Genomic DNA, 22,442 nt, shown 5'->3' with positions numbered 1-22,442 from the left:
TTTATTTTAAAATTGAAGTCGCAAAGTTAATCAATTTAGGTTTGTTTTAGGGAGTTCGCGACAATCTCAGTATATTTGCACATGCAGAAAAATTTTAAGCCACATCCAAATTCTTTTAAGAATACCTTTTGTGTTTTTAATGAAGTGCTTCCAAATGAAATAGAAGGTTTAAAAAAACAGTTTGAAAGCAAGGCAGGAAGTTCTTATTATTATACCGAAGCCGGAATGTATCGCGTATCCAATCATTGGGGAAGATTAGCCAACAGTAAATGGCGTTTAATTGCGCGTGAGCCGGAAACCGAATCAAAAACAAAAATTGGTTTTGCAGCCTGGGAAGAATTTTATCCTGATAATGCCGAAGAAAAACTATATTACATAGAAGCCGATTTTGAAAAGAATCTCGCCAATTATCAGCATAAAAATAACCCGAATTACGACGGAAAAGCAATTTTGAGAACAAGTTTTGAAACCACAAAACGCTTAAAACAAATTAGAAATCTGCAGCAATTAACTTCGTGGGCAAAATATTTTGATTATGAAGATATAGCCGATTTAAGAAAGCAGATTATCAACGAACTGATTTTTACTGAAAGGAGTTTAGAAGAAATTAAAAGAGAAATATAATGGGACGCAATAACGAAAGAAATATAAAAAAGCACAACGATAAACTTCACAAAGCTCAGGATAAAGCGAAACAAGCTGTAATTGCTCGTAAAGAAAAGCTTAAAGAGATTATAAAAAAGTTTAACGAAGATAAAAAAGAAGAAAAATAAATATATTTTTTGCCACGAATTTCCCGAATTAGCACGAATTATTTTTTTAAGCTTTGTGTTCAATTCAAATTAAAAATTCGTGCTAATTCGGGAAATTCGTGGCAAACAAAAAAAACAAGCCTATATTATGAATACAAAATTTGAAAGTTTAAAAGCAAGTGTACAGGAAATTATTGATTTAATTGCTGCAGGAGATTCCAGAGGAGCAAATAATAAATTATTAGATGTAAGTGAAGTATTAGACGAAATGATTGATTTTGCTGAAGAAGATGAAGAAGTGAGAGAAATAAGCAGGTATCAGGTTTTATTAAACCAGCTTCATGTAAAACTTAACGGAGAAGAAGAGGTAGATGGCGACGCATAAATGCTTTTGCGATACAGGATTACAGTTTGAAAATTGCTGCGGATTGTATCTCGAAAACAATCAAAAAGCGCCAACAGCTTTGGCTTTAATGCGTTCCAGATATTCGGCTTATGCTACTCATAATGCTGAATATCTTTTAGAAACAACTTATATTTCAGAAAGAAAATATTATTCGAAAGCAGAAATTCTAAAATGGGCTACAGCAAATAAATGGCAAAAATTAGAAATTCTGAGTTTTACAGAAAATACAGTGGAGTTTAAAGCCTATTTTTTAAACTCCAATAATAAACCGCAGACTCATTATGAGTTTTCAACCTTTAAATTTGAAAATAATACCTGGTTTTATGTCGATGGAAAGTTTGAATAATTATTATATCTAACACTGTTAGCTGCGAATTTTGGTTAAATATTTTAACTAAAAATTAATAAACGTTTCTATTTTCATAATTCCAAAAAGACTTAATTTTAGAATTATGAAAAACGAATTTAAAAAAGGTTTTTATTTTAAGTCGTACGAAGCCCCGTTTCAGTCTCCGTTTGAAAAACTTTTTGGTATTTTCAAAGAGCTAATCACCCATACTTCGGGGGATTTTGACGAAGCAATCAACTGGCTTCGGGAATTAGATATAGAATATAAACTAACAGATGAGAACTACACGATCGATGATTTTATCGAAGATTTAAAAAAGAAAGGTTACATAAAAGACGAAGTCAAAGAAGACGGAAGCGGCGGTTTTGGAATCACTGCTAAAACAGAACGCGCAATTCGTCAGCAGGCTTTAGATCAAATTTTCGGAAATCTGAAACGATCCGGAAACGGAAATCATAAAACAAAACATGCCGGAAATGGCGATGAACATACAGGAGAATTTCGCGAATTTAATTTTGGCGACGGTTTAGAACGTATTTCATTGACTGAAAGTCTGCGAAATGCCCAAATTAATAATGGGGTTGAAAGTTTTATGCTGACCGAAAATGATTTGGTTGTCGAAGAAACACAGTATAAAGCACAAATGAGTACCGTTTTGATGATCGACATTAGCCACAGTATGATTTTGTATGGTGAAGACCGAATTACACCTGCGAAAAAAGTAGCAATGGCTTTGGCCGAATTAATCACAACACGTTATCCAAAAGATACGCTTGATATTTTGGTTTTTGGAAATGATGCCTGGACAATCCCAATTAAAGATTTGCCGTATTTACAAGTTGGCCCGTATCACACCAATACAGTTGCCGGACTGCAATTAGCAATGGATATTTTGCGTCGAAAACGAAATACCAACAAACAGATTTTCATGATTACCGACGGAAAACCAAGCTGTGTGCGCGAACGCGACGGTTCGTATTATATGAACAGCAACGGTCTCGACGAATATATTGTAGATAAATGTTACACGCAGGCACAGCAAGCCAGAAAATTACACATTCCGATTACAACTTTTATGATTGCAAACGATCCGTATTTACAGCGATTTGTCAATCATTTTACAGAAGCAAATCAGGGAAAAGCATTTTATACCGGATTAAAAGGTCTTGGTGAAATGATTTTTGAAGATTATGAAACGAATAGGAAAAAAAGGGTGAGGTAAGTGTTCAGTGTAGAGACGCACAGCAGTGCGTCTACGCAAAGTAATGACACAAAGTTGATTAAAAAAGGTTCAAAGAGGCAAAGGTCCAAAGTAACAAAGGCTTTAAAATAAATTTACACACAACGCAACAACACAATATTTGCCGTTAAAAAAAAAACAATAAACAAAATAGATATTTCATAAAATGGAAATTAATAATATAAAAACATTAGGGCAGTTAAAAGCTGCAGGATATAAAAGCATAAGTATAAAGGACGAATTGCGAAATAATCTTCGTGAAAAAATAAAATCGGGGAAACCGGTTTTTGAGGGCGTTCACGGATTCGAAAATACCGTAATTCCAGAACTGGAGCGTGCGATTCTTTCTCGTCATAATATTAATTTACTAGGACTTCGCGGACAGGCAAAAACACGTTTAGCCCGTAAAATGGTTGAATTATTAGATGAATATATTCCGTTTGTAACAGGTTCAGAAATCAACGACGATCCGTTGAATCCAATTTCACGTTTTGCAAAAGATTTAATCGAAGAAAAAGGAGATGAAACACCAATTTCTTGGTTACACAGAAACGAACGTTTCTTCGAAAAACTAGCAACTCCGGATGTTACCGTTGCTGATTTAATTGGAGATGTTGACCCAATTAAAGCTGCAAATTTAAAATTATCTTATGCAGATGATCGCGTAATTCATTTCGGAATGATTCCGAGAGCAAACAGAAGTATTTTTGTAATTAATGAATTACCAGATTTACAAGCCAGAATTCAGGTTGCATTATTTAATATTCTGCAGGAAGGCGATATTCAAATTCGCGGATTTAAATTAAGAATGCCGCTTGATATGCAGTTTATTTTTACCGCAAATCCAGAAGATTATACAAACAGAGGAAGTATTGTAACGCCGCTTAAAGACAGAATTGGTTCGCAGATTTTAACGCATTATCCTGAAACGGTTGAAATTGCAAGAACAATTACACAACAGGAAGCAAAACTGGACGAAAACCAAAGTGATGTAGTTTATGTTCCAAATTTAGCGAGAGATATTTTAGAACAAATAAGTTTTGAAGCCCGCGAAAGTGAATATATCGACAATAAAAGTGGTGTAAGTGCGAGAATGAGTATTACCGCTTTTGAAAACTTAATTAGTACCGCAGAACGCCGTGCTTTAAAATCTGGAGTTGATAAAACAAATCTTCGTTTATCTGATTTTATCGGAATCATTCCGGCGATAACAGGAAAAGTAGAATTGGTTTATGAAGGAGAGCAGGAGGGAGCCGCTTTTGTAGCGCAGCATTTAATAGGAATGGCAATTCGAACTTTGTTTCCAACGTTATTCCCTAAAATCGAAAAATTAGAAAAACCGGGAGAAAAAACACCTTATTCTGATTTAATTGAATGGTTTTTTGCAGAAAGCGGTTTCGAATTATTAGATGACGCTACTGATGCTGAATATCAGGCTATTTTAGACGAAGTTACGCCTTTAGATATTCTATTGAAAAAATACCAGCCGCAATTAGATCAAAAAGATCAATATTTTGTAAAAGAGTTTGTGCTGTGGGCTTTGGTAGAATACAAAAAACTAAGCAAAGACCGTTTTGCACAAGGACATCAATTTAAAGATATGTACGGAAGTTATATTAGTAAATTATAAAGGTGTTTTTAAGTAGAAATAGATGACGCCTTCTGAAAAATATGTTTCTGAGCTATGTGAAAAATCTTTTTTGCCATTTTGGAGTTTTTCAAATCCAATTGGCAAAAAAGGAAAAGAATTATGTGATATTTTAATTGTTTGTGAAAATACAATAATTATTATATCTGTAAAGGATATCCGAATGTCAGAGAATAAGGATGAGAATATTAAATATGATAGATGGGTAAAAAAAGCAGTATTAGATTCAGTTGAACAAATATATGGAGCGGAAAGATTTTTAGAAACTACTGATGAAGTATTTCTAAAAAATAGAATAAGAAAAATAAAACTTCCACCTAAGAATAAAAGAATTATACATAGAATAGCAATTGCTTTCGGGAGCACAGATAATTTTCCTTTACCAACGGGTGATTTTGGTAAAGGTTTTGTTAGTGTGTTTGATGAAAAGTCAACATTTACAATTTTAAATGAATTAGATACAATTACTGATTTCACAAGCTATTTAGTGGCAAAAGAAAAATTTATTGAAGATAAGGTTATATTGATTCCAACAGAAGCTGACTTTCTTGCTTTTTATTTGCAAACGGGATTTGATGTTCATATTCCTGATAATTCTATACTTGCAGGTGAAAAATTATGGGAAGACTATCTAAAATCAGAGGAATATTCTCAATGGAAAGAAGATATTGAAGTTAGTTATATTTGGGACATTATGATACACTTATTACATAAGTTTCATTTAAACGAAAAAACGGATGATTTAAGATTTAATGAACTTGAAGAAGCAATTCGGACAATAAACTTAGAACCAAGAATTAATAGAATTGAACTCGGTTTAAGTCTTGAAGATGCAATTAAAACTAAAGTTAAAGCGAGGATGTTAAAACCTTTACAAAATTCTAAACATTCATATGTTTTTATGCCCTTAAACGAGCATAATTGGGAAGAGAAAAAAGGAGAATTAGAACTAAGATGTATGGTTGCGCGTTATGAGAATCCTAATGTAGAGAAAGTCATAGGAATATCTATTGGTAGCAATAATAATGGAGAAACTTGTTTCGATATTTTAGCTATCACAATTCCTGAAATAAATGATGAATTTGTTAATGATGTTAATATTATAAAGAAAGAATTAGGTTATTTTGTAAACCCAGTTATTTCAACTAATAAAAGAATTAAAAGTAATAAGCAATAACTTATTCTCAATAATTACTAATTCCCAGTTTTAAATAGTCTACCTTGCTACGTTGGCTGTATTTGCAGTTTGCCTAAAAAAGCGATGGATGATAGTTTTGAGGATTTGATAGCAAGTTATATAGAGAATAAAATTGGAATTTCAGAACGGTTTATAAGTGATGAATTATCCAATAATCTCAAGCAAAACTTAATTGATTTAAATGCTGCCAGTTTGCTGTTGACGGCTGGAATTGGAAATTCTGAAAAACTTTCTTTTGACGGAAAAATTAGAAACGACGCTATTTATTGGCTCGATAAAAAACACAATAATGTTTTTGAAAATGAGTTTTTCGATAAAATTGATGCGTTTGTACTCTACTTAAACGAAAGTTGCTTTACCGGAATTACGGGTTATGAATTTCATTATTCGTTATACGAAAAAGGCGATTTTTATCTCAAACACTTAGATCAATTCAAAAATAATTCAAGTCGTAAATATTCAATGATCAGTTATTTGAATAGTAATTGGAAAGAAAGTGATGGCGGAGAATTAATGATTCACCAAAACAACAGCGAACAGAAAATATCACCCATTCAGGGTAAAACCGTTTTCTTTAAAAGTAATGAACTGGTTCACGAAGTTTTAGTTACACAAAATACCAGAATGAGTATTACAGGATGGTTAAAAAGTGACTAATATGTTTTTTTAGGAACATTCATTATAAGGAGATAAACGTTATTTTTGTATTCAAAATTTAATCCTATGTTGTTTCTTGTTTTAAGCATTTTATGCAGTGTAACGGTTGGTGTTATCTTCAAAATAACCCGTAAATACAATGCAAATCCCATTCAGATTATTGCGTTCAATTATATAATGGCAATATCGCTTTGCTATTTTACTTTTAGCCCGGATTTAAATGTAGTTCATGCAGATGCTCCGTGGAATATTTACGCAGCCGTTGGCGTTTTACTGCCAATTGTTTTTTTGTTTTTATTCACTTCCATAAAACATATGGGAATTGCAAAAACTGATGCTGCACAGCGTTTATCGCTCTTTATTCCGATAATTGCAGCGTGGCTTATTTTTAAAGAAGAATTCAATTCGTATAAAGTTATTGGACTAATAATTGGATTTATAGCGCTGTTATTCATCTTAAAAAAACAATCAGGAAACGATCAAAACAAATGGATTTATCCGGCAGCTGTATTTATAGGTTTCGGGATTATCGATATCCTTTTTAAGCAAATTGCACTTTTTACCGCTTTGCCTTACACAACTTCATTGTTTATCGTTTTTGATATTTCATTGGCTGTTTCTTTACTCGTTGTCGTTTATGATGTTGCCGTAAAAAGAGTAAAACTCAATTATAAAAACATTCTTTTTGGAGGTTTGGTCGGAATCTTCAACTTCGGAAATATATTGTTTTATTTAAAAGCGCATAAGGCTTTCGCCGAAAATCCTTCAACTGTTTTTGCCGGAATGAACATGGGCGTGATCGTTTTGGGAAGCCTTGTTGGAATGCTTTTCTTCAAAGAAAAACTATCTAAAATCAATATTTTAGGACTTGTTTTAGCCTTAATTGCCATTGTTTTCATCGTAAAATCACAATTTTAGTACTTTTTTTAATTTCTTAAATCATTAATTTACAAGGGATTTAATGTTAAATTTATACTTTTCTGAAATAAACCCGACTAATTCTATAGAGTTTATAAATATATTTTATAGATTTGCAATGACAATGAAAAACTATAGTCTAAATATCATCCCGTTTATGTGCAGTTTGACGATGTGCTGCATGTCGACCTATGCGATGAAATGGCGTTAATAGAGAAAGTACTTGTTAGTTATTTTTTTTTTAGCCTTTCATGCACCATGAAAGGCTTTTTTTAGGAACTATTAAATAAAAATAAAATGAGATCGAATAGAAACATAAATAGTATGATGCATTGCTGCCAGATGAAAATTCCGTGTTGCATGTGTTGTTGCTGATTTTATTCAGAAGAAACATTTTATTAAGCCCAAATCGATAAACCAAAAAATTAAAAATAAATACTATGAGTGCAGAAATTATAAAACAGAACCCCTTTCAATCTATGATTGACAGGTTTAATATAGCAGCCGATATTCTTAAATTAGATGAATCATTAAGACAAAAGCTGCAGCGTCCGGAAAAACAAATTGTGGTCAATTTTTCTATAACATTAGATAATGGAACCGAACAAAATTTTGAAGGATACCGTGTCATTCACAATACAGCTTTAGGTCCGTCAAAAGGCGGAATTCGTTATGACAATGCTGTTAATCTTGATGAAGTAAAAGCACTTGCCGCCTGGATGACCTGGAAATCTGCTGTAACCGGAATTCCGTTTGGAGGGGCAAAAGGCGGTATTATTTGTGATCCAAGAACACTTTCTAAAACAGAATTAGAAAGAATAACAAGAGCGTATACAAAAGCTTTGGCAGATATTTTTGGCCCTGAAAAAGATGTTCCGGCACCGGATATGGGAACAGGCCCGGACGAAATGGGCTGGTTAATGGATGAATTTTCATTAGTTCACGGCAAAACAATTCATGCCGTTGTAACGGGAAAACATTTACATTCAGGAGGTTCACTAGGAAGAGTAGAGGCAACCGGAAGAGGAGTGAGCATTATTACTTTACTTGCGCTTGAAAAATTAAAAATAAGACCGGCAAGATCAACTGCCGCTATTCAGGGATTTGGAAATGTTGGTTTACATTCGGCTTTGTTTTTATATGAAAAAGGAGTTAAGATAGTTGCTGTAAGTGATGTTTCTGAAGCGTTTTTCAATCCGGATGGAATCAATATTCCTGAGTTGATTTTGTATTATAATCTAAATAATAAAACTATTAAAGGTTATCCAAATTCAGTTGCAATCAAACATGAGGATTTATTGCTTTTAGATGTTGATGTTTTGATTCCGGCAGCTAAAGAAGATGTTATTACACAAAAGAATGCCAAAGATATTCGTGCCAAAATAATTATTGAAGCTGCAAATGGACCTGTTTCTTCTGATGCTGATAAAATTTTACACGAGAATAATGTTTTAGTAGTTCCGGATATTTTAGCAAATGCCGGAGGTGTAACCGTTTCTTATTTTGAATGGCTTCAAAATTCATTGTTAGAATCCTGGAGAATTCATCAAATTAATAAACGTTTAGAAGATATATTAGAAAAAGGTTTTGAAACTGTATTTAGGGTTGCTGCTAAACATAGTGTAACGCCGCGAATTGCTGCTTACATTATTGCTTTGAAAAAAGTGGCAGATACACAATCTGTTAAAGAAGTGACTCTGGAAGCCGATAAATACAATCAGAACTAGATTTTTCTAAGAGAAATTTAAGACTATTTTCATCGTTTAATATCAATATATTTGTATCTGATATTGGTTGATGAAAATAGCTGTTTAGTTTAATTAATTGTAGTTTAGTTTCTTAAAATCGATAAAAAGTAATTTTTAAAAATGAAAAACATTAATTTTCTAGCCTTTGCAATGCCTGCTTTCTTTCTGTTTTTATTCCTTGAATATAAGCTGGCACAACGAAAAAAGAGACCTGAAATTTTTAATTATGAAAGTTCTGTTTCTAATATTAGTATTGGAATTGCAGAACGATTGATTAATTTGTTTGTTGCCGCAAGCTTTTACCAATTGTACTATTTGATTTATGATGATTATAGGATTTTTGAAATTCCGAGTAATTTTTTAGTCTGGATTGCCTTAATTCTCGCCACAGATTTTGTGTGGTATTGGTATCACAGATTAGGACATGAAGTCAATTTTTTCTGGGCAGCACACATTGTACATCATCATAGTGAAGAATTTAATTTTACGGCCGCAGCCAGAATTACCACTTTTCAGGCCATTGTACGAACGGGATTTTGGTGTATTCTTCCTTTTGTTGGGTTTCATCCCACAATGGTAATTACAATGCTTATTGTTCACGGAGCGTATTCTTTCTTTACGCACACACAGCTCGTAGGAAAAATAAAATGGCTCGAATATATTTTTGTAACGCCTTCTGTTCACGGTGTTCATCACGCATCTGACGAAAAATACCTCGATAAAAATTATGGCGATATGTTTACGTTTTGGGATCGTCTATTTGGAACTTTCCAGGAAGAAGAAGAAAAACCAAAATACGGATTAACGCACCCCTTAAAAAGCTATAGTTTTCTTTGGCAGCATTTTCATTATTATTTTGAAATATATGAATTATGGAGACGTTCAAAAGGATTCAAAGCAAGATGGAAAGCCGTTTTTGGAAGCCCGGCGCATATGGATCAGGATATTCGTCCTACTTTAGAAAAACGTTTTTTGCAGGATAAAAGCAATCCGCATCAAAGACTTCGATTTAGAAATTACCTTTATATTCAATTAGGAATCTCTACTTTATTGCTAACCGTTTTTACGTATTATTTTGATCATTTACAGGCGTACGATAAGATTTTTGTATTGTCGATTATCATTATCACTTTAATAAACTGCGGCGCTATTTTAGAACAGCGTAAATGGATTTATTATCTCGAATATACCCGTATTTTTATGATAACGACGTATTTTTTATACGAAAGGGATCTAACCATATTTTTCTTCGTTCCGCTGGCCGTTATGATTTTTGCTGAGCAATTATTTTCGTTGAGTAAATACTATCAAAATATGATATTGCAGTTAGAAGCTGCAGAGTAAAAAGAATGAATATATAATCGCCACGAATTCACGAATTATTTAAATACAATTTCGTGAATCGTGGCGGTTTTATTTCCTGCAAGGTTTCCAAAACCTTGTAGGTTTCTATATCGATTCCAGAACTTGATAAATTATACCTACAAGGTTTTGGAAACCTTGCAGGAATGCTACATTTTTTGTCACAGATTAAAAGGATTCAAATGATTTTTTAATCTGTGCTAATCTGTGAAATCTGTGGCAAAAAAATTAAATCGTCTTAATAGCCATTATTTTTTCTTCAAAAGTATCTTTAAAGTCTGATTTACTTTTAATTCTAGTTTTGTACGTATAAATGGTAGCTACAGAAAGTTCCAGAAATTCAGCCATTTGACTACTATCTTGAATCCCTAATCGGTACAAAGCAAAAATGCGAAGTTCCGTATTTAAAAGTTCCCCTTTCTTTACAATACATTTATGATCATTCGGAAACAAATGATTGAAATCAGTCACAAAAGTTGGGAACAATTTCAGGAAAATTTCATCAAACTGATGGAACAAATTTTCTCTTTCTTCCTTTACATTATATCTTTTTAAGCTCGCAATAACTTCATCTGTTTTTTTGGTAATAATTTTATGAAGCGTACTTTTCTGGATATGATCAATCTTATTAATGAAAGCCGAAGTTGCTTTAATAAAATACGTAATATACTCCTCTTTAATCGCATTTGCTTCGCTCAAACTTATGTTCATTTCCTGAAGCTGCGCGTATGACGAAGCCATTATTTTTCTCGCTTTGTTTTTCTCTTTTAATTGTTTGAAAATAATAATCGAAAACAAAATGATAATCAGCGTCAGGATCGTCAAAAGAATAATGATCTTTTCCAGTTTATCATTTTTATCTTTTACGTTGTTTAACTGCGCTTTTTCGATAATAGGCAATATCGATGATATTTCAATTTTGCGGTGTCTGGCGTTGTAAAAAGTTGCGTCATCCATCGCAATATTAATATATTCGTTGGCTTTGTCCAGATAACCCATTTTAAAGAGTTCATTGGCCAGATTTCTAAGTGCGACAGTTTCTTTCGTCGCATTTTTAACATCGGCAATAGCGGCGAGTGCGAGATAATAAATTGCTTTTTTAGTATATCCTCGTTCCGAATAAATATAACCGAGACTCGAAGTGGCAATTCCGTAATAATCAGGTGGTAAATCGTAATTATTAATCCAGTAGCTGAAAGCAAATTCGGCGCCGCGCCAGTCTTGCTGTTTTAAACGCTTTAAACTTTCGGCGGCCCAATATTCATTAGAATTAGTTCCAATTAATTCTAAAGCCTTTTTAAGAAAATGATTTCCCTGCTGTACATAATGAATATTAAAACGCTGATCACGGTTATAATCGGCTAAATCATAATAAGCACGGGCTTTAATATTATAATATTCAAATTTGTTTTTCTGATCGAGTTTTTGGTCGTCAATAACATTCAGCGTATCGATAGCTTCTTTAAATAATCCAGAAGAAAGAAGTACAAAACCTTCCTTAATTCGGCTTTTAGCCAAATATTTAGGATCTTTTAAAACAATGGCTTTGATTTTAGCTTCTTCTAAATAATAATAAGCAGAGTCATATTTGAATGATTTGTATTCTTCAAACAATGACATATAAGTATGATACAATTGCTCATTATTTTGACTGACAGTAAATTTTGAAACATTCTTTTTTAAAGTTTCAATTTTGCGATATTTCTGTTTTAAGTAAACTTCTTTTTTTAGCAGTACATTGTCTAATTCTTCAAGAATTGGATTTGTCTCTTTCGCAGTAAGAGAAAAACCCGCAATGAAAAAATACATTACAAATATTTTTTGCATGGTTTGGTTGTGGTTTTAAGGTAAGGTAATTTATGGTTGAGTTAATTCGTTTAAAAGCAAAATTAATTAAAAACTGATGATTAACAGTTTTAGAAATAGGAGAGTACCGATTTAAGATTTTTTTTCGAAATGCCTTAGTGTGAGTGTCTAAAAGGCTTTAAAATGTTAAAAGTACTCTAATAATTTGCAATTATACAATAAAAAGCGGTTATATATATGTATAGTGAAAAAATATTCACATAAAATTTCCATATTGTCATATTTACCATTATTCTACAGGTACTTTGCGTCTATACAAGACCTTGATTTTTATGTTTTTAGTAAAACTTTAAAACACTGTAAATCAATTAATTAATTACGAAAACGTTTGAATTATATCTTGATTTTTTACAGATATTTTTTTTTAGATTTATTTAACATCTAGCTTCGTACTGTCCTTTTTAAGGATGAAAAACTAACAAAAACCAAAATTTATGAGAAGTAAAAGTTATTACTGGTTAGCTCTGTTTATTTGTTTTTTTGCCATTAGCTGCGATAATACAGAAGACGGAAGCTACGTTGATCCAATTACGATTTATGAAAAAGTAAACGGAAATTGGGGATTAACAAATCTAAAAATGGTTGACGAATTTGCTAAGGCAAATAAGATCGAACCAAGCGAGGAAAACTTGAGTACTTTTTTTAACTACGAAGATTTTAAAATCAATTTTAGCGTAGACGAAAAAAACAAACCTACAAGTTATGAAGTGACGGGCAATGTTCCTCCTTTATTTGCTCCAAAAGGCTATTGGGAATTAAGCTCAGATTTTCAACAGACCAATGCAAGCGCAGTAAGAATCTACTTGTACAGCGATGCTGCTAAAACTCAAAAAACAGACGAACTTAGAGTAACATCTGTTCCTGGGAACAATGACGAAATGGAATTTCAGTTAGTGCATTCTTCAGGAGGAACTCCGTTTGTGACTTATGTATTTAAATTAAATGCTATTAATTAAAAGTAATATGAAAAAATTTCTATATACAATTTTACTTGCCCTTTTGATGGCTCCAACATTTACAAAGGCACAAGAAAACGCGGGAGCTGTGGGACCTATGTCATCATTTCCGGTTGTTTACAAATATGATGAGCAAGTTACATGGTACTTTGATCTTTCTGGAACTACGTTTGCAGAAAATCAGGATTTATACATCTGGATTTGGTCACCATCTGAACCAGATGCGGGAAATTGGGAGAATTCATCTGATTTCGCAAAACTGCATTATGAAGGAAATAAAGTGTGGAGTTTTACTTTAACTCCAACAGTTTATTTTTCTAAAACACCGGCTGAAATTGCAGCAAGCGCAGGATTCTGGTTTCGTTTAAAAGACAAAACGGGATCGAAACAAAGTGACGTGGCAAATATGCCATATACTGATTTCTCTTCTTTTTACACTGCGAATGAGCTGATCAGAGCTTATCCAACAAAACCAACTTTAGATAAAGGAGTAAGTATTTTATTTAATGCCAATTTAGCTCCTGGATTTGCGGGCGCAACAAGCGTTCACATTCACAGCGGATTGAACAACTGGGATATTAAACAAGAATACCAATCATGGTTACCGGACATTGTTGAAAAAACCAAACTAAAAGATTTAGGAAATGGATTCTACAAAATGGATTTAGTTCCAAAAACATACTACAATGCACCTGACGGTTACGTGATGGAAAATTTAGTTTTCCTTATGGTAAAAGATGACTGGGCAGGAACAATTCCGGATCAGGTTTTATATGCAGGAGCTTATGAGCCGCCGCCGGCACCAATATTTGGATTTTTCCCTTTACAAATCAGCCAGAAAGATTTCTTAGGAATCTACAGAAAAAACAATGAGCCGGGAGTAAACAAATTGCTTTACACGATTACGGCTGGTGCAAAAACAATTTCTGGTGAGTTTAGCGGTGGAACTGCAGAGATAAAAGGATTTGTCAATTTGGTTTCAGAACTTAAGGATTCTCCTGTTTTAAGTGAAATTCATGTTTTAGTTAAAGACAACAAAGACAAAACGATTTCAGATACGACGATTCCGCTTAAAACCTTAGACAAATAATTCACTATCAAATTAAAACATCATTCTAATGAAATGAGCATAATCCTAAAATTAGTCGTTGAACAAATAATGGATATGCGAATTACATATGACTGATAGAAAAACAATAAATAACTACATATGAATAGTAAAAATAAAAGAATAGTCCTGCATCAAATGTGGACTACTAAATCGCTGGTATTCATGATTTTCATGCTTTTTCTTTCGGCAGGAATGTTTGCTCAGGGAAAAAAGCTGGTAACGGGTACCGTTTATGACAATACAGGCACTGTGTTGCCGGGAGCTTCGATTATCGAAACCGGAACAAGAAATGCAACAACAACAGATTTTGACGGAAAATTTAGCTTAGAGGTAGCCGTAGGAGGTTCGATCGAAGTTTCTTTCATCGGTTCAACTACTCAAAAAGTGCAGATAACAGCAGCTTCTTCAAAATTAGAAGTTCGTTTACAAAACGACGGTTATCAATTAGCAGAAGTTCAGGTGGTATCTGTTGGATACGGAACACAAAAGAAATCTGATTTAACCGGAGCTATTTCAACGGTAACGGCAGATAATTTAGTAAAAGGAACAATTTCTTCTACAGAACAAGTTTTGCAAGGAAAAGTTGCCGGATTAAATATCATTCGTCCTTCGGGAGATCCTGCTGCGGGTGCAACACTTCGTTTACGTGGAGGAACTTCATTAACAGCAAGCAACAGTCCGCTTATTGTAGTTGACGGAATTGCTGGTGTTGATATCAACGTGGTTCAGCCTGCAGATATTAAATCGATTGACGTTCTTAAAGATGCTTCGGCGACAGCCATTTATGGTTCAAGAGGAGCAAACGGAGTTATCATTATTACAACAAAATCCGGAACAAAAGGAGTTTCTGTAGTATACAGCGGTTTATCAAGCGTAGGTTATGTTGCTGATAATTTAGACCTTTTATCTGCAAACCAATGGAGAGGTTATGTTCGTCAAACCGGAAACATGGATGCTGTTGATTACGGTGGAAATACAAACTGGCAAAAAGCAATCGAGCAGACAGCTATTTCACAATCTCATACTTTAAGTATTAATTCTGGAAAAGTTGACAGTGGTTTTAGAGCTTCAATCGCTTACTTAAACAACGAAGGTGTTATTAAAAAATCTGGTTTAGAAAGAATCAGCGGAAACGTTAATGCTTACCAATATCTTGGAGACAATAAAGATGTAAAATTTGATATGGGTTTATTTGCTAATATTGATAAATGGCATCCAATTGATTACAGAATTTTTGAGCGCGCTTACAACTTAAACCCAACAATTCCGGTTTATGATGCAAATGGAAACTTTACATCTGTAGGAGGAAATATCTACGAAAACCCTGTTGAGATTTTAACTAACAGAACAGTTGATAATGAAAGACACAGACTTTTAGGATACTTTAAAACAGAAGTTAAATTCTTAAACGATTTTCAGGCAGTTGCTAATATTTCGTTAGAGCACAATGCAGTAGCGGGTGGAACTTACAAACCAACTTACGCTATTATGGAAGGAAGAACTGAAGCTGGTTACGCGCAAAGAACTTACGCAGAATATACAAATGCACAAGGCGAACTTTATGTGAATTATTCTAAAGTATTTGGAAAACATAGCGTTAGTGCATTGGCAGGTTATTCTTATTTAGAAAATATTTACCAAGGTTTTGGAGCACAAAGAAGCGGTTTCGTGAGTGATGCTTTTGGCTACAATAACTTAGGAGCAGGTTACAACTATCGTTTAGGAGATGTTTATTCTTATAAAGGAAAATCAAATTTAGTTTCTTTCTACGCTCGTGCAAACTACAACTATGACGGAAAATATTTGCTTACTGCAACTGTAAGACGTGATGGTTCAAGCCGTTTTGGAGAAAACAATAAATGGGGAACTTTCCCATCTGCATCTGCAGCGTGGAAAATTTCTAACGAAGATTTTATGAGCGGTACAAAAGACTGGTTAGGATCTTTAAAATTAAGAGTTGGTTATGGAGTTACAGGTAATCAGGACGGAATTGGTGAATACAAATCACTTTCTATTTTAGGTGTTGGAAACGATAGTTACTACGATCCGGTTACAGGAACCTGGAGTTTAGCTTATTCTCCAAAACAAAACCCAAATCCTGATTTGAAATGGGAATCTACAAGACAAATCAACGTGGGTATTGATTTTGGTCTTTTTGACAGAATCACAGGTTCATTTGAATGGTACCAAAAAAACACAGACGATTTATTGTATACTTATGAAGTTCCTCAGCCTCCATATTTAGTAGGAACAATGTTAGCAAACGTGGGTGAAATGTCTAACAAAGGAGTTGAACTTACTTTGAATGCTGATATCGTAAGAGGAGATAAATTCACTTGGAATGCTAATTTAACACTTGGACACAACATCCAAAAAATCGAAAAATTATCAAACCCAACCTATAAAACAGATGTTATTTACAGCGGTTCATTACACGGTTTAGCAGGTATGTCTGGTCAATATTCTCAGGTTATTGCAGAAGGATATCCGGTGGGAACTTTCTGGGGATTCAGAAATGCTGGTCTTGATGAAAACGGAAAAATTCAGTACTACAATGCAGCAGGAAATGTTGTGGCAGAAAGTGCTTTAGTTGACGCTGACAAAACAGATTTAGGAAATATTCAGCCAGATTTGACTATGGGTATCGGAATGAATTTTACTTACGGAAATTTTGATCTTGGTATTACAGGTTACGGAATGTTTGGACAAAAAGCGTTGAATGCTACAAACATGATGTTGAACGATCCAACAAGATTACCATCTTACAATGTACCGGATGATTTCTTAGGAAGCGGAATCACTTCTTCTCCTAAATATTCAGATTACTGGATCGAAGATGCTTCTTTCTTTAGATTACAAACACTTTCTGTTGGATACACAATGCCATTAGGCTTCAAAAATTCAAAATTGAGAATGTACATCATGGGAGAAAACCTTGCTGTATTTACAAAATACAAAGGAGTAGATCCGGAGATTGGTTTAAATGCACAGGATGGTGTTGACCAAACAGGATTAGCAGCGCCTGGTATCGATAAGTACAACAATTATCCAAGACCGACTACAATTTCTGTAGGATTAAATTTCACGCTGAATAACTAAGCGATTAACTCAAAAATATAAAAAATGAAAATCAAAATAACAGCAGCAATATTAGTAAGCATGCTTTTTACGATATCATCATGTACCGATCTGGATGAACAATTATATGATAGAGTAGAAGATGGAAATTTTGGAAATACTCCAAAAGAAATTGATGCATTAGTGGGCGGGGCGTATTCTTCGTTAAGAGGTTTTGCAGATGGAATTTCAAACAATTACCCAACCTGCGAATACGTATTCTTTTTGAACGAAACGGTTTCTGATGAAGCTACAATTCCTACCAGAGGAACAAACTGGTACGATGGCGGACAATATCAGGATGCACAAAAACATACCTGGAAAGCAGACAACCGTATGATTCTTTCGGCTTGGCGTTACAACTATACCGGAATTGCAAAAATCAATTCCATCATTTATCAAATCGATAAATCGTCATTGACAGCTAATGCAAAAGCACCAATTTATGCTGAATTAAAAGCGTTAAGAGCGTATTACTATTACAATCTTTTAGACTTATTCGGAAATGTGCCAATTGTTGTAGATTTTGCAGATACAGCACTTCCAACAAATTCTACAAGAAAACAAGTTTACGATTTTGTTGAAAAAGAATTAACAGACGCCATTCCGCATTTAACTGGAAATGTAGTGTATTCAAAAATGACAAAAAATGTGGCTTATGCTCTTTTAGCAAGATTATATTTGAACTCAAAAGCTTTTATAGGAACAGAGCGCTGGCAGGATTGTATCGACATGTGCCAGAAAATTTCAGGTTACACATTAGCTCCTGATTTCTTTGCCAATTTTGCAACTCAAAACGAGAAATCTCCTGAAATTATTTTCGCAATTCCTTACGATTCAAAAGCAGGAACAGTTGGAAATTACATGAGTTCAATGTCTTGTCATTACCTTCATAAATTGACAATTTCTCCAGTAGGGGATTATCCTTGGAGTGCAAACGGAATGTGCGCGCAGCCGGGAGTTTATTCTGAATTTGCCGATACAGACAAAAGAAAAAAATGTATGGTTGCCGGAGATCAAATCAACTTAGCAACAGGAACTGTAATTACAATGGATAATGGAGAACCATTAACCTATACAGAAACAGTTACAAGTGTTGCCGATGCAAAAGAAAATGAAGGTGTTCGTTTAGGAAAATACGAAATGAAAGCCGGAGAAACTTGGGAACGTGATCACGATTTAGTAGTAATTCGTTATGCCGAAATTTTAATGATGCAGGCAGAATGTTACGTTCGTTTAGGATCTGCAGATTTAGCAAAACCATTTGTACAACAAGTTACAGCACGTGCAGGAGAAGAAATGCCGGCAACAATCGATCTTAACTTTATAGATAAAGAATTGCTTAAGGAATTTACTTTTGAAGGAAGAAGAAGAACAGACAACATTCGTTTTGGAACTTTCTTCCTGCCATGGTGGGAAAAAGGAACAACAGAAGCTTACAAAGCAATCTTCCCTATTCCAAGTACCGTTTTAACAACAAACAAAAACCTGAAACAAAATCCTGGGTATCCTTTGAATTAGGTTCAAAAATGTCAGTCTTCCATGTTGGTTAGTCGTGGAAGGCTGACATGTTTATAAAAATAATTTTTGCCACAGATTAAAAGGATTAAAAAGATTTAAAAAAATGTTTCACGCAGATTTTGCAGATTAAAGCAGATCTAATTTTAAAGTATAATAAATCTGCACAATCTGCTTAAATCTATTAAAATCTGCTTGAAATTTAATCAGATAGTGAGCAAATAAAATACAATAAAAAAAAATCATTTTAATCATTTTAATCCTTTTAATCTGTGGCAAAAAATAAAAATTAAATCAATATGAAAAGATATATCACATTATTGTTTTTTGGGATACTGAACATTGTAATCGTTTCCGGATGCAGCAGCGATGACAAAAGCCCCGAAGAACCAGTAAAACCAGAAGTGCTTAAACCCGTTGCAGTTGAAAAAACAAACAGCACCAAAATTTATGTGCACTATATGCCATGGTTTGAAACCAATGAAAGCAGTGCCGATAAAAAATGGGGATACCACTGGACAATGGCAAACAAAAATCCGAATACTATAGGCGCAAACAACCGCAGGGAAATTGCCTCTTACTATTATCCTCTTATTGGTCCATATCATTCGGGAGATAAAAATGTGATTGAAAATCATTTATTATTGATGAAATATTCAGGAATTGATGGTGTTTTGATCGACTGGTACGGAACTTACGATGTCAATGATTACAGAATGGTAAAAGAAAACACAGAACAGCTTATTGCCATGCTCGATAAAGTGGGCTTGGAATATGCCATTGTTTATGAAGACAGAGTTACAACAAACGTTGTCAATGCCGGAAAAGCAATTTCTGTAACCAGTGCAGCAAAAACAGATTTAGCTTATATGGAGAAAAATTATTTTGATGATGCAAACTACATCAAAGTAAACGGAAAACCATTGTTATTAAATTTTGGGCCAATTGTATTGCAAACGCCTGCCGAATGGACAAACGTTTTCAATAGCATAACGACAAAACCAACTTTTTTAACCCTTTGGGATCAATCTGTAGAAGCCGGAGCAAATGCATCTGGAGAATATGCGTGGGTTTATAAAAACAGTACATATCTAACAAATTTTTATACCAATACAAAACCAAAACTTTCTGTAGCAATTGGAAGTGCTTATCCTGGTTTTAAAGATTTTTATGCCGATGGCGGAGGCGGTGTAGCAATTGGATGGACAATTGAACATAACAATGGCGCAACGCTAGACGAAACACTTTCTATGGCTAAAAATGCCAATTTAAATTACCTGCAGTTAATTACGTGGAATGACTTTGGAGAAGGAACCATGTTTGAACCAACAGTTGAATTTGGTTACTCGTACATCGAAAAAGTAAAAGCATTTGCCGGAGTTAAAAATACCGAATCTGTATTTCCGGATATAAGCAAAATGTACAACCTGCGAGTAGAAAAGAAAGGCAATGCAGATGCTCAGAATAAACTGGATCAGGCTTTTAATTTTTTTGTTTCCATGCAGCCCGCAAAAGCAAAACAGTTAATAAACGAAATAAAATAAGAGTTGTAATTAATACAATTAAATAATGAAAAACATAAGATATAGATACTGTATAATTGCTTTAGCGTCAATATTAATTTACGCCTGCAGTGCTGGTACTAAAAAAACATACAAAATTAATTCGCCGGGAAAAGTGACCGAATTAGTTTTTGAATTAACTGTTTCAGGTCAGCCTCAATACAGTTTTACTTCAAACGGAAAATCAGTTATAGAACCTTCGTTAATGGGATTTGAATTTCAGGGAATTCAAAAAATGACTGAAGGTTTTGAAGTGGTTTCGACTGAAGAAAAATCTGTCGATCAAACATGGGAACAGCCTTGGGGAGAATTCAAAAAAGTTCGCGATCACCATAACGAATTGATTGTTCACTTAAAAGAATCAAAAGGAGAAGAGCGCTTAGTTGATATTATTTTCAGAGTATTTGATGATGGTGTAGGATTTAGATATGAATTTCCAAAACAGCCTAATTTAGGAAAAGTGAAAATTTCAAACGAAATCACACAATTTACCTTTAAATCAAATAATGATGTTTGGTGGATTCCGGTGCACCGCGAAAACAGTTATTATGAAAGTGAATACCGTAAAACTGCTATCAGTAAAACAGATACAATAAATACTCCGGCAACTTTTGAAACAAAAGAGAATTTATATGTGGCGATTCACGAAGCCAACTTAACTGATTTTGCTTCGATGACACTTTTAAAAACAAGTGATAAACAATACAAAAGTGATTTAGTGCCTTGGGCAGATGGTGTAAAAGTGTATGCTGAAACACCTTTTAAAACACCTTGGAGAACGGTTGTTGTGGGTGAAACTCCGGGAGATGTTGCGACTTCGACTATTATGCTGAATTTGAACGAACCTTCAAAAATTGAAGATCTTTCGTGGATTACGCCTTCTAAATACATTGGAATTTGGTGGGGAATGCATTTGGAGAAATTCACTTGGGGACAAGGACCAAAACACGGTGCTACAACAAAAAATACAAAAGAATACATTGATTTTGCTGCGAAAAACAATTTTGACGGCGTTCTGGTAGAAGGCTGGAACGAGGGCTGGGACGGCGACTGGACTGCCGATGGCAGCGCCTTTAGTTTTGTAAAAGCGTATCCGGATTTTAATCTGGAAGAAATTACAAAATATGCTGCCATAAAAAATGTTCGATTAATAGGTCATCATGAAACAGCTGGTGCTTCTAAACATTATGAAGGCCAGCTTGAAGATGCCTTTAAATTGTATCAAAAAATGGGTGTGAACTCAGTTAAAACGGGTTATGTAAATAAATATTTGGATAAAAAAGAATGGCACGACAGCCAGTACGCATCTCGTCATTACAGAAAAGTAATCGAAACAGCAGCCAAATATCACATAATGATTGACAATCACGAACCGATAAAAGGAACCGGAATTCAGCGTACGTATCCAAACTTTATGTCACAAGAGGGTGGAAGAGGTCAGGAATATAACGCTTGGTCTGTAGACGGCGGAAATACGCCTCAGCATTTAACAACATTGCCGTTTACAAGAATGCTTTCTGGTCCGTTTGATTACACACCGGGGAATTTCAATTTTGATTATAAAACTCCTTCAGGCGCAAGAGTGCAAACAACTTTGGCAAATCAACTGGCATTGTATGTGATTATTTTCAGTCCGCTGCAAATGGCTTCAGATTTACCGGAGAATTATGTTGATAAACCAGAATTTCAGTTTATAAAAGATGTTCCGTGTACATGGTCGGATACAAAAGTTTTAGATTCTAAAATTGGAGAATACACCACAATTGTTCGTAAAGACTGGGACGAGAAAAACTGGTATTTAGGTTCTATTACAAACAAAGATGCCAGAGATCTTAAAGTAACATTATCTTTCTTAGACAAAGGAAAAGAATACGAAGCAGAAATTTATGCCGATGGAGCAGGAGCAAACTATAAAACAAATCCTTATCCGGTTAAAATTTCAAAACAAAAGGTAAATAACCAAACCGTTTTAAATATCAAATTGGCAGCTGGCGGAGGAACAGCTATAAAATTCACTCCAATCGAGAAATAAGA

18 protein-coding genes are annotated in these 22,442 nt (G+C 34.1%); 17 read left to right on the top strand and 1 reads right to left on the bottom strand.

Annotation, left to right across the window (positions count from 1 at the left end):
• Window positions 1–81: 81 nt before the first annotated feature.
• From FLAPXU55_RS04630 to FLAPXU55_RS04575, 11 genes are all read left to right on the top strand, one after another.
• Complete coding sequence (locus tag FLAPXU55_RS04630) at window positions 82–624, top strand: hypothetical protein (RefSeq protein ID WP_180856777.1); 543 nt, start codon at window positions 82–84, stop codon at window positions 622–624.
• The gene (locus FLAPXU55_RS04625; RefSeq protein WP_088636379.1) at window positions 624–773 is read left to right on the top strand and encodes a hypothetical protein; all 150 of its coding nucleotides are present in this window, start codon (window positions 624–626) and stop codon (window positions 771–773) included. Before FLAPXU55_RS04630 ends, FLAPXU55_RS04625 begins: the two co-directional genes overlap by 1 nt.
• Before the next feature lie 127 nt (window positions 774–900).
• Entirely contained in the window at window positions 901–1,137 is a 237-nt protein-coding gene (locus tag FLAPXU55_RS04620; protein WP_180856776.1) for a hypothetical protein, read from the top strand.
• Complete coding sequence (locus FLAPXU55_RS04615; protein WP_180856775.1) at window positions 1,124–1,504, top strand: YchJ family protein; 381 nt, start codon at window positions 1,124–1,126, stop codon at window positions 1,502–1,504. The genes FLAPXU55_RS04620 and FLAPXU55_RS04615 overlap by 14 nt, the downstream gene beginning before the upstream one ends.
• 106 nt (window positions 1,505–1,610) lie before the next feature.
• Complete coding sequence (locus tag FLAPXU55_RS04610) at window positions 1,611–2,729, top strand: vWA domain-containing protein (protein ID WP_053474419.1); 1,119 nt, start codon at window positions 1,611–1,613, stop codon at window positions 2,727–2,729.
• A 184-nt stretch (window positions 2,730–2,913) separates the two neighbouring features.
• Window positions 2,914–4,377, top strand: coding sequence for an AAA family ATPase (locus FLAPXU55_RS04605; protein WP_180856774.1), 1,464 nt, complete (start codon window positions 2,914–2,916; stop codon window positions 4,375–4,377).
• A 22-nt stretch (window positions 4,378–4,399) separates the two neighbouring features.
• Window positions 4,400–5,572 (top strand): hypothetical protein, encoded by a 1,173-nt coding sequence (locus tag FLAPXU55_RS24065; protein ID WP_235991989.1) that lies wholly within the window; start codon window positions 4,400–4,402, stop codon window positions 5,570–5,572.
• Window positions 5,573–5,656: 84 nt separating this feature from the next.
• Window positions 5,657–6,250 carry a 2OG-Fe(II) oxygenase gene (locus tag FLAPXU55_RS04590; RefSeq protein WP_180856773.1) on the top strand — a complete coding sequence of 198 codons (594 nt, stop codon included), beginning with the start codon at window positions 5,657–5,659 and terminating at the stop codon, window positions 6,248–6,250.
• A 66-nt stretch (window positions 6,251–6,316) separates the two neighbouring features.
• Window positions 6,317–7,168: a DMT family transporter gene (locus FLAPXU55_RS04585; RefSeq protein ID WP_180856772.1), complete on the top strand. Its 852-nt coding sequence runs from the start codon at window positions 6,317–6,319 to the stop codon at window positions 7,166–7,168.
• Between the two features lie 440 nt (window positions 7,169–7,608).
• The gene (locus FLAPXU55_RS04580) at window positions 7,609–8,895 is read left to right on the top strand and encodes a Glu/Leu/Phe/Val family dehydrogenase (RefSeq protein WP_180856771.1); all 1,287 of its coding nucleotides are present in this window, start codon (window positions 7,609–7,611) and stop codon (window positions 8,893–8,895) included.
• A gap of 141 nt (window positions 8,896–9,036) precedes the next feature.
• Complete coding sequence (locus tag FLAPXU55_RS04575) at window positions 9,037–10,260, top strand: sterol desaturase family protein (protein WP_180856770.1); 1,224 nt, start codon at window positions 9,037–9,039, stop codon at window positions 10,258–10,260.
• Between the two features lie 246 nt (window positions 10,261–10,506).
• On the opposite strand, the gene FLAPXU55_RS04570 is transcribed toward FLAPXU55_RS04575, so the two are convergent.
• Window positions 10,507–12,105, bottom strand: coding sequence for a DUF6377 domain-containing protein (locus FLAPXU55_RS04570; RefSeq protein ID WP_180856769.1), 1,599 nt, complete (start codon window positions 12,103–12,105; stop codon window positions 10,507–10,509).
• Window positions 12,106–12,578: 473 nt separating this feature from the next.
• Here FLAPXU55_RS04570 and FLAPXU55_RS04565 point away from each other — a divergent pair, with 473 nt between their 5' ends.
• From FLAPXU55_RS04565 to FLAPXU55_RS04540, 6 genes are all read left to right on the top strand, one after another.
• Window positions 12,579–13,100, top strand: coding sequence for a DUF5004 domain-containing protein (locus tag FLAPXU55_RS04565; protein ID WP_073488350.1), 522 nt, complete (start codon window positions 12,579–12,581; stop codon window positions 13,098–13,100).
• Window positions 13,101–13,107: 7 nt separating this feature from the next.
• Window positions 13,108–14,190, top strand: coding sequence for an antibiotic biosynthesis monooxygenase family protein (locus FLAPXU55_RS04560; RefSeq protein ID WP_180856768.1), 1,083 nt, complete (start codon window positions 13,108–13,110; stop codon window positions 14,188–14,190).
• Between the two features lie 120 nt (window positions 14,191–14,310).
• Window positions 14,311–17,310 (top strand): SusC/RagA family TonB-linked outer membrane protein, encoded by a 3,000-nt coding sequence (locus tag FLAPXU55_RS04555; protein ID WP_180856767.1) that lies wholly within the window; start codon window positions 14,311–14,313, stop codon window positions 17,308–17,310.
• Window positions 17,311–17,334: 24 nt separating this feature from the next.
• Window positions 17,335–18,849, top strand: a complete 1,515-nt coding sequence (locus FLAPXU55_RS04550; protein ID WP_180856766.1) for a RagB/SusD family nutrient uptake outer membrane protein — start codon at window positions 17,335–17,337, stop codon at window positions 18,847–18,849.
• A gap of 296 nt (window positions 18,850–19,145) precedes the next feature.
• Window positions 19,146–20,390 (top strand): glycoside hydrolase family 71/99-like protein, encoded by a 1,245-nt coding sequence (locus FLAPXU55_RS04545; RefSeq protein WP_180856765.1) that lies wholly within the window; start codon window positions 19,146–19,148, stop codon window positions 20,388–20,390.
• 25 nt (window positions 20,391–20,415) lie between these two features.
• Window positions 20,416–22,440: a glycoside hydrolase family 97 protein gene (locus tag FLAPXU55_RS04540; protein WP_180856764.1), complete on the top strand. Its 2,025-nt coding sequence runs from the start codon at window positions 20,416–20,418 to the stop codon at window positions 22,438–22,440.
• Window positions 22,441–22,442: the final 2 nt, after the last annotated feature.

Origin of the sequence: Flavobacterium panici (assembly GCF_903819335.1) — a bacterium.
Taxonomy (GTDB): Bacteria; Bacteroidota; Bacteroidia; order Flavobacteriales; family Flavobacteriaceae; genus Flavobacterium; species Flavobacterium panici.
The sequence above is the reverse complement of the archived record's forward strand: the minus strand, read 5'-3'. Positions and strand labels throughout refer to the sequence as shown.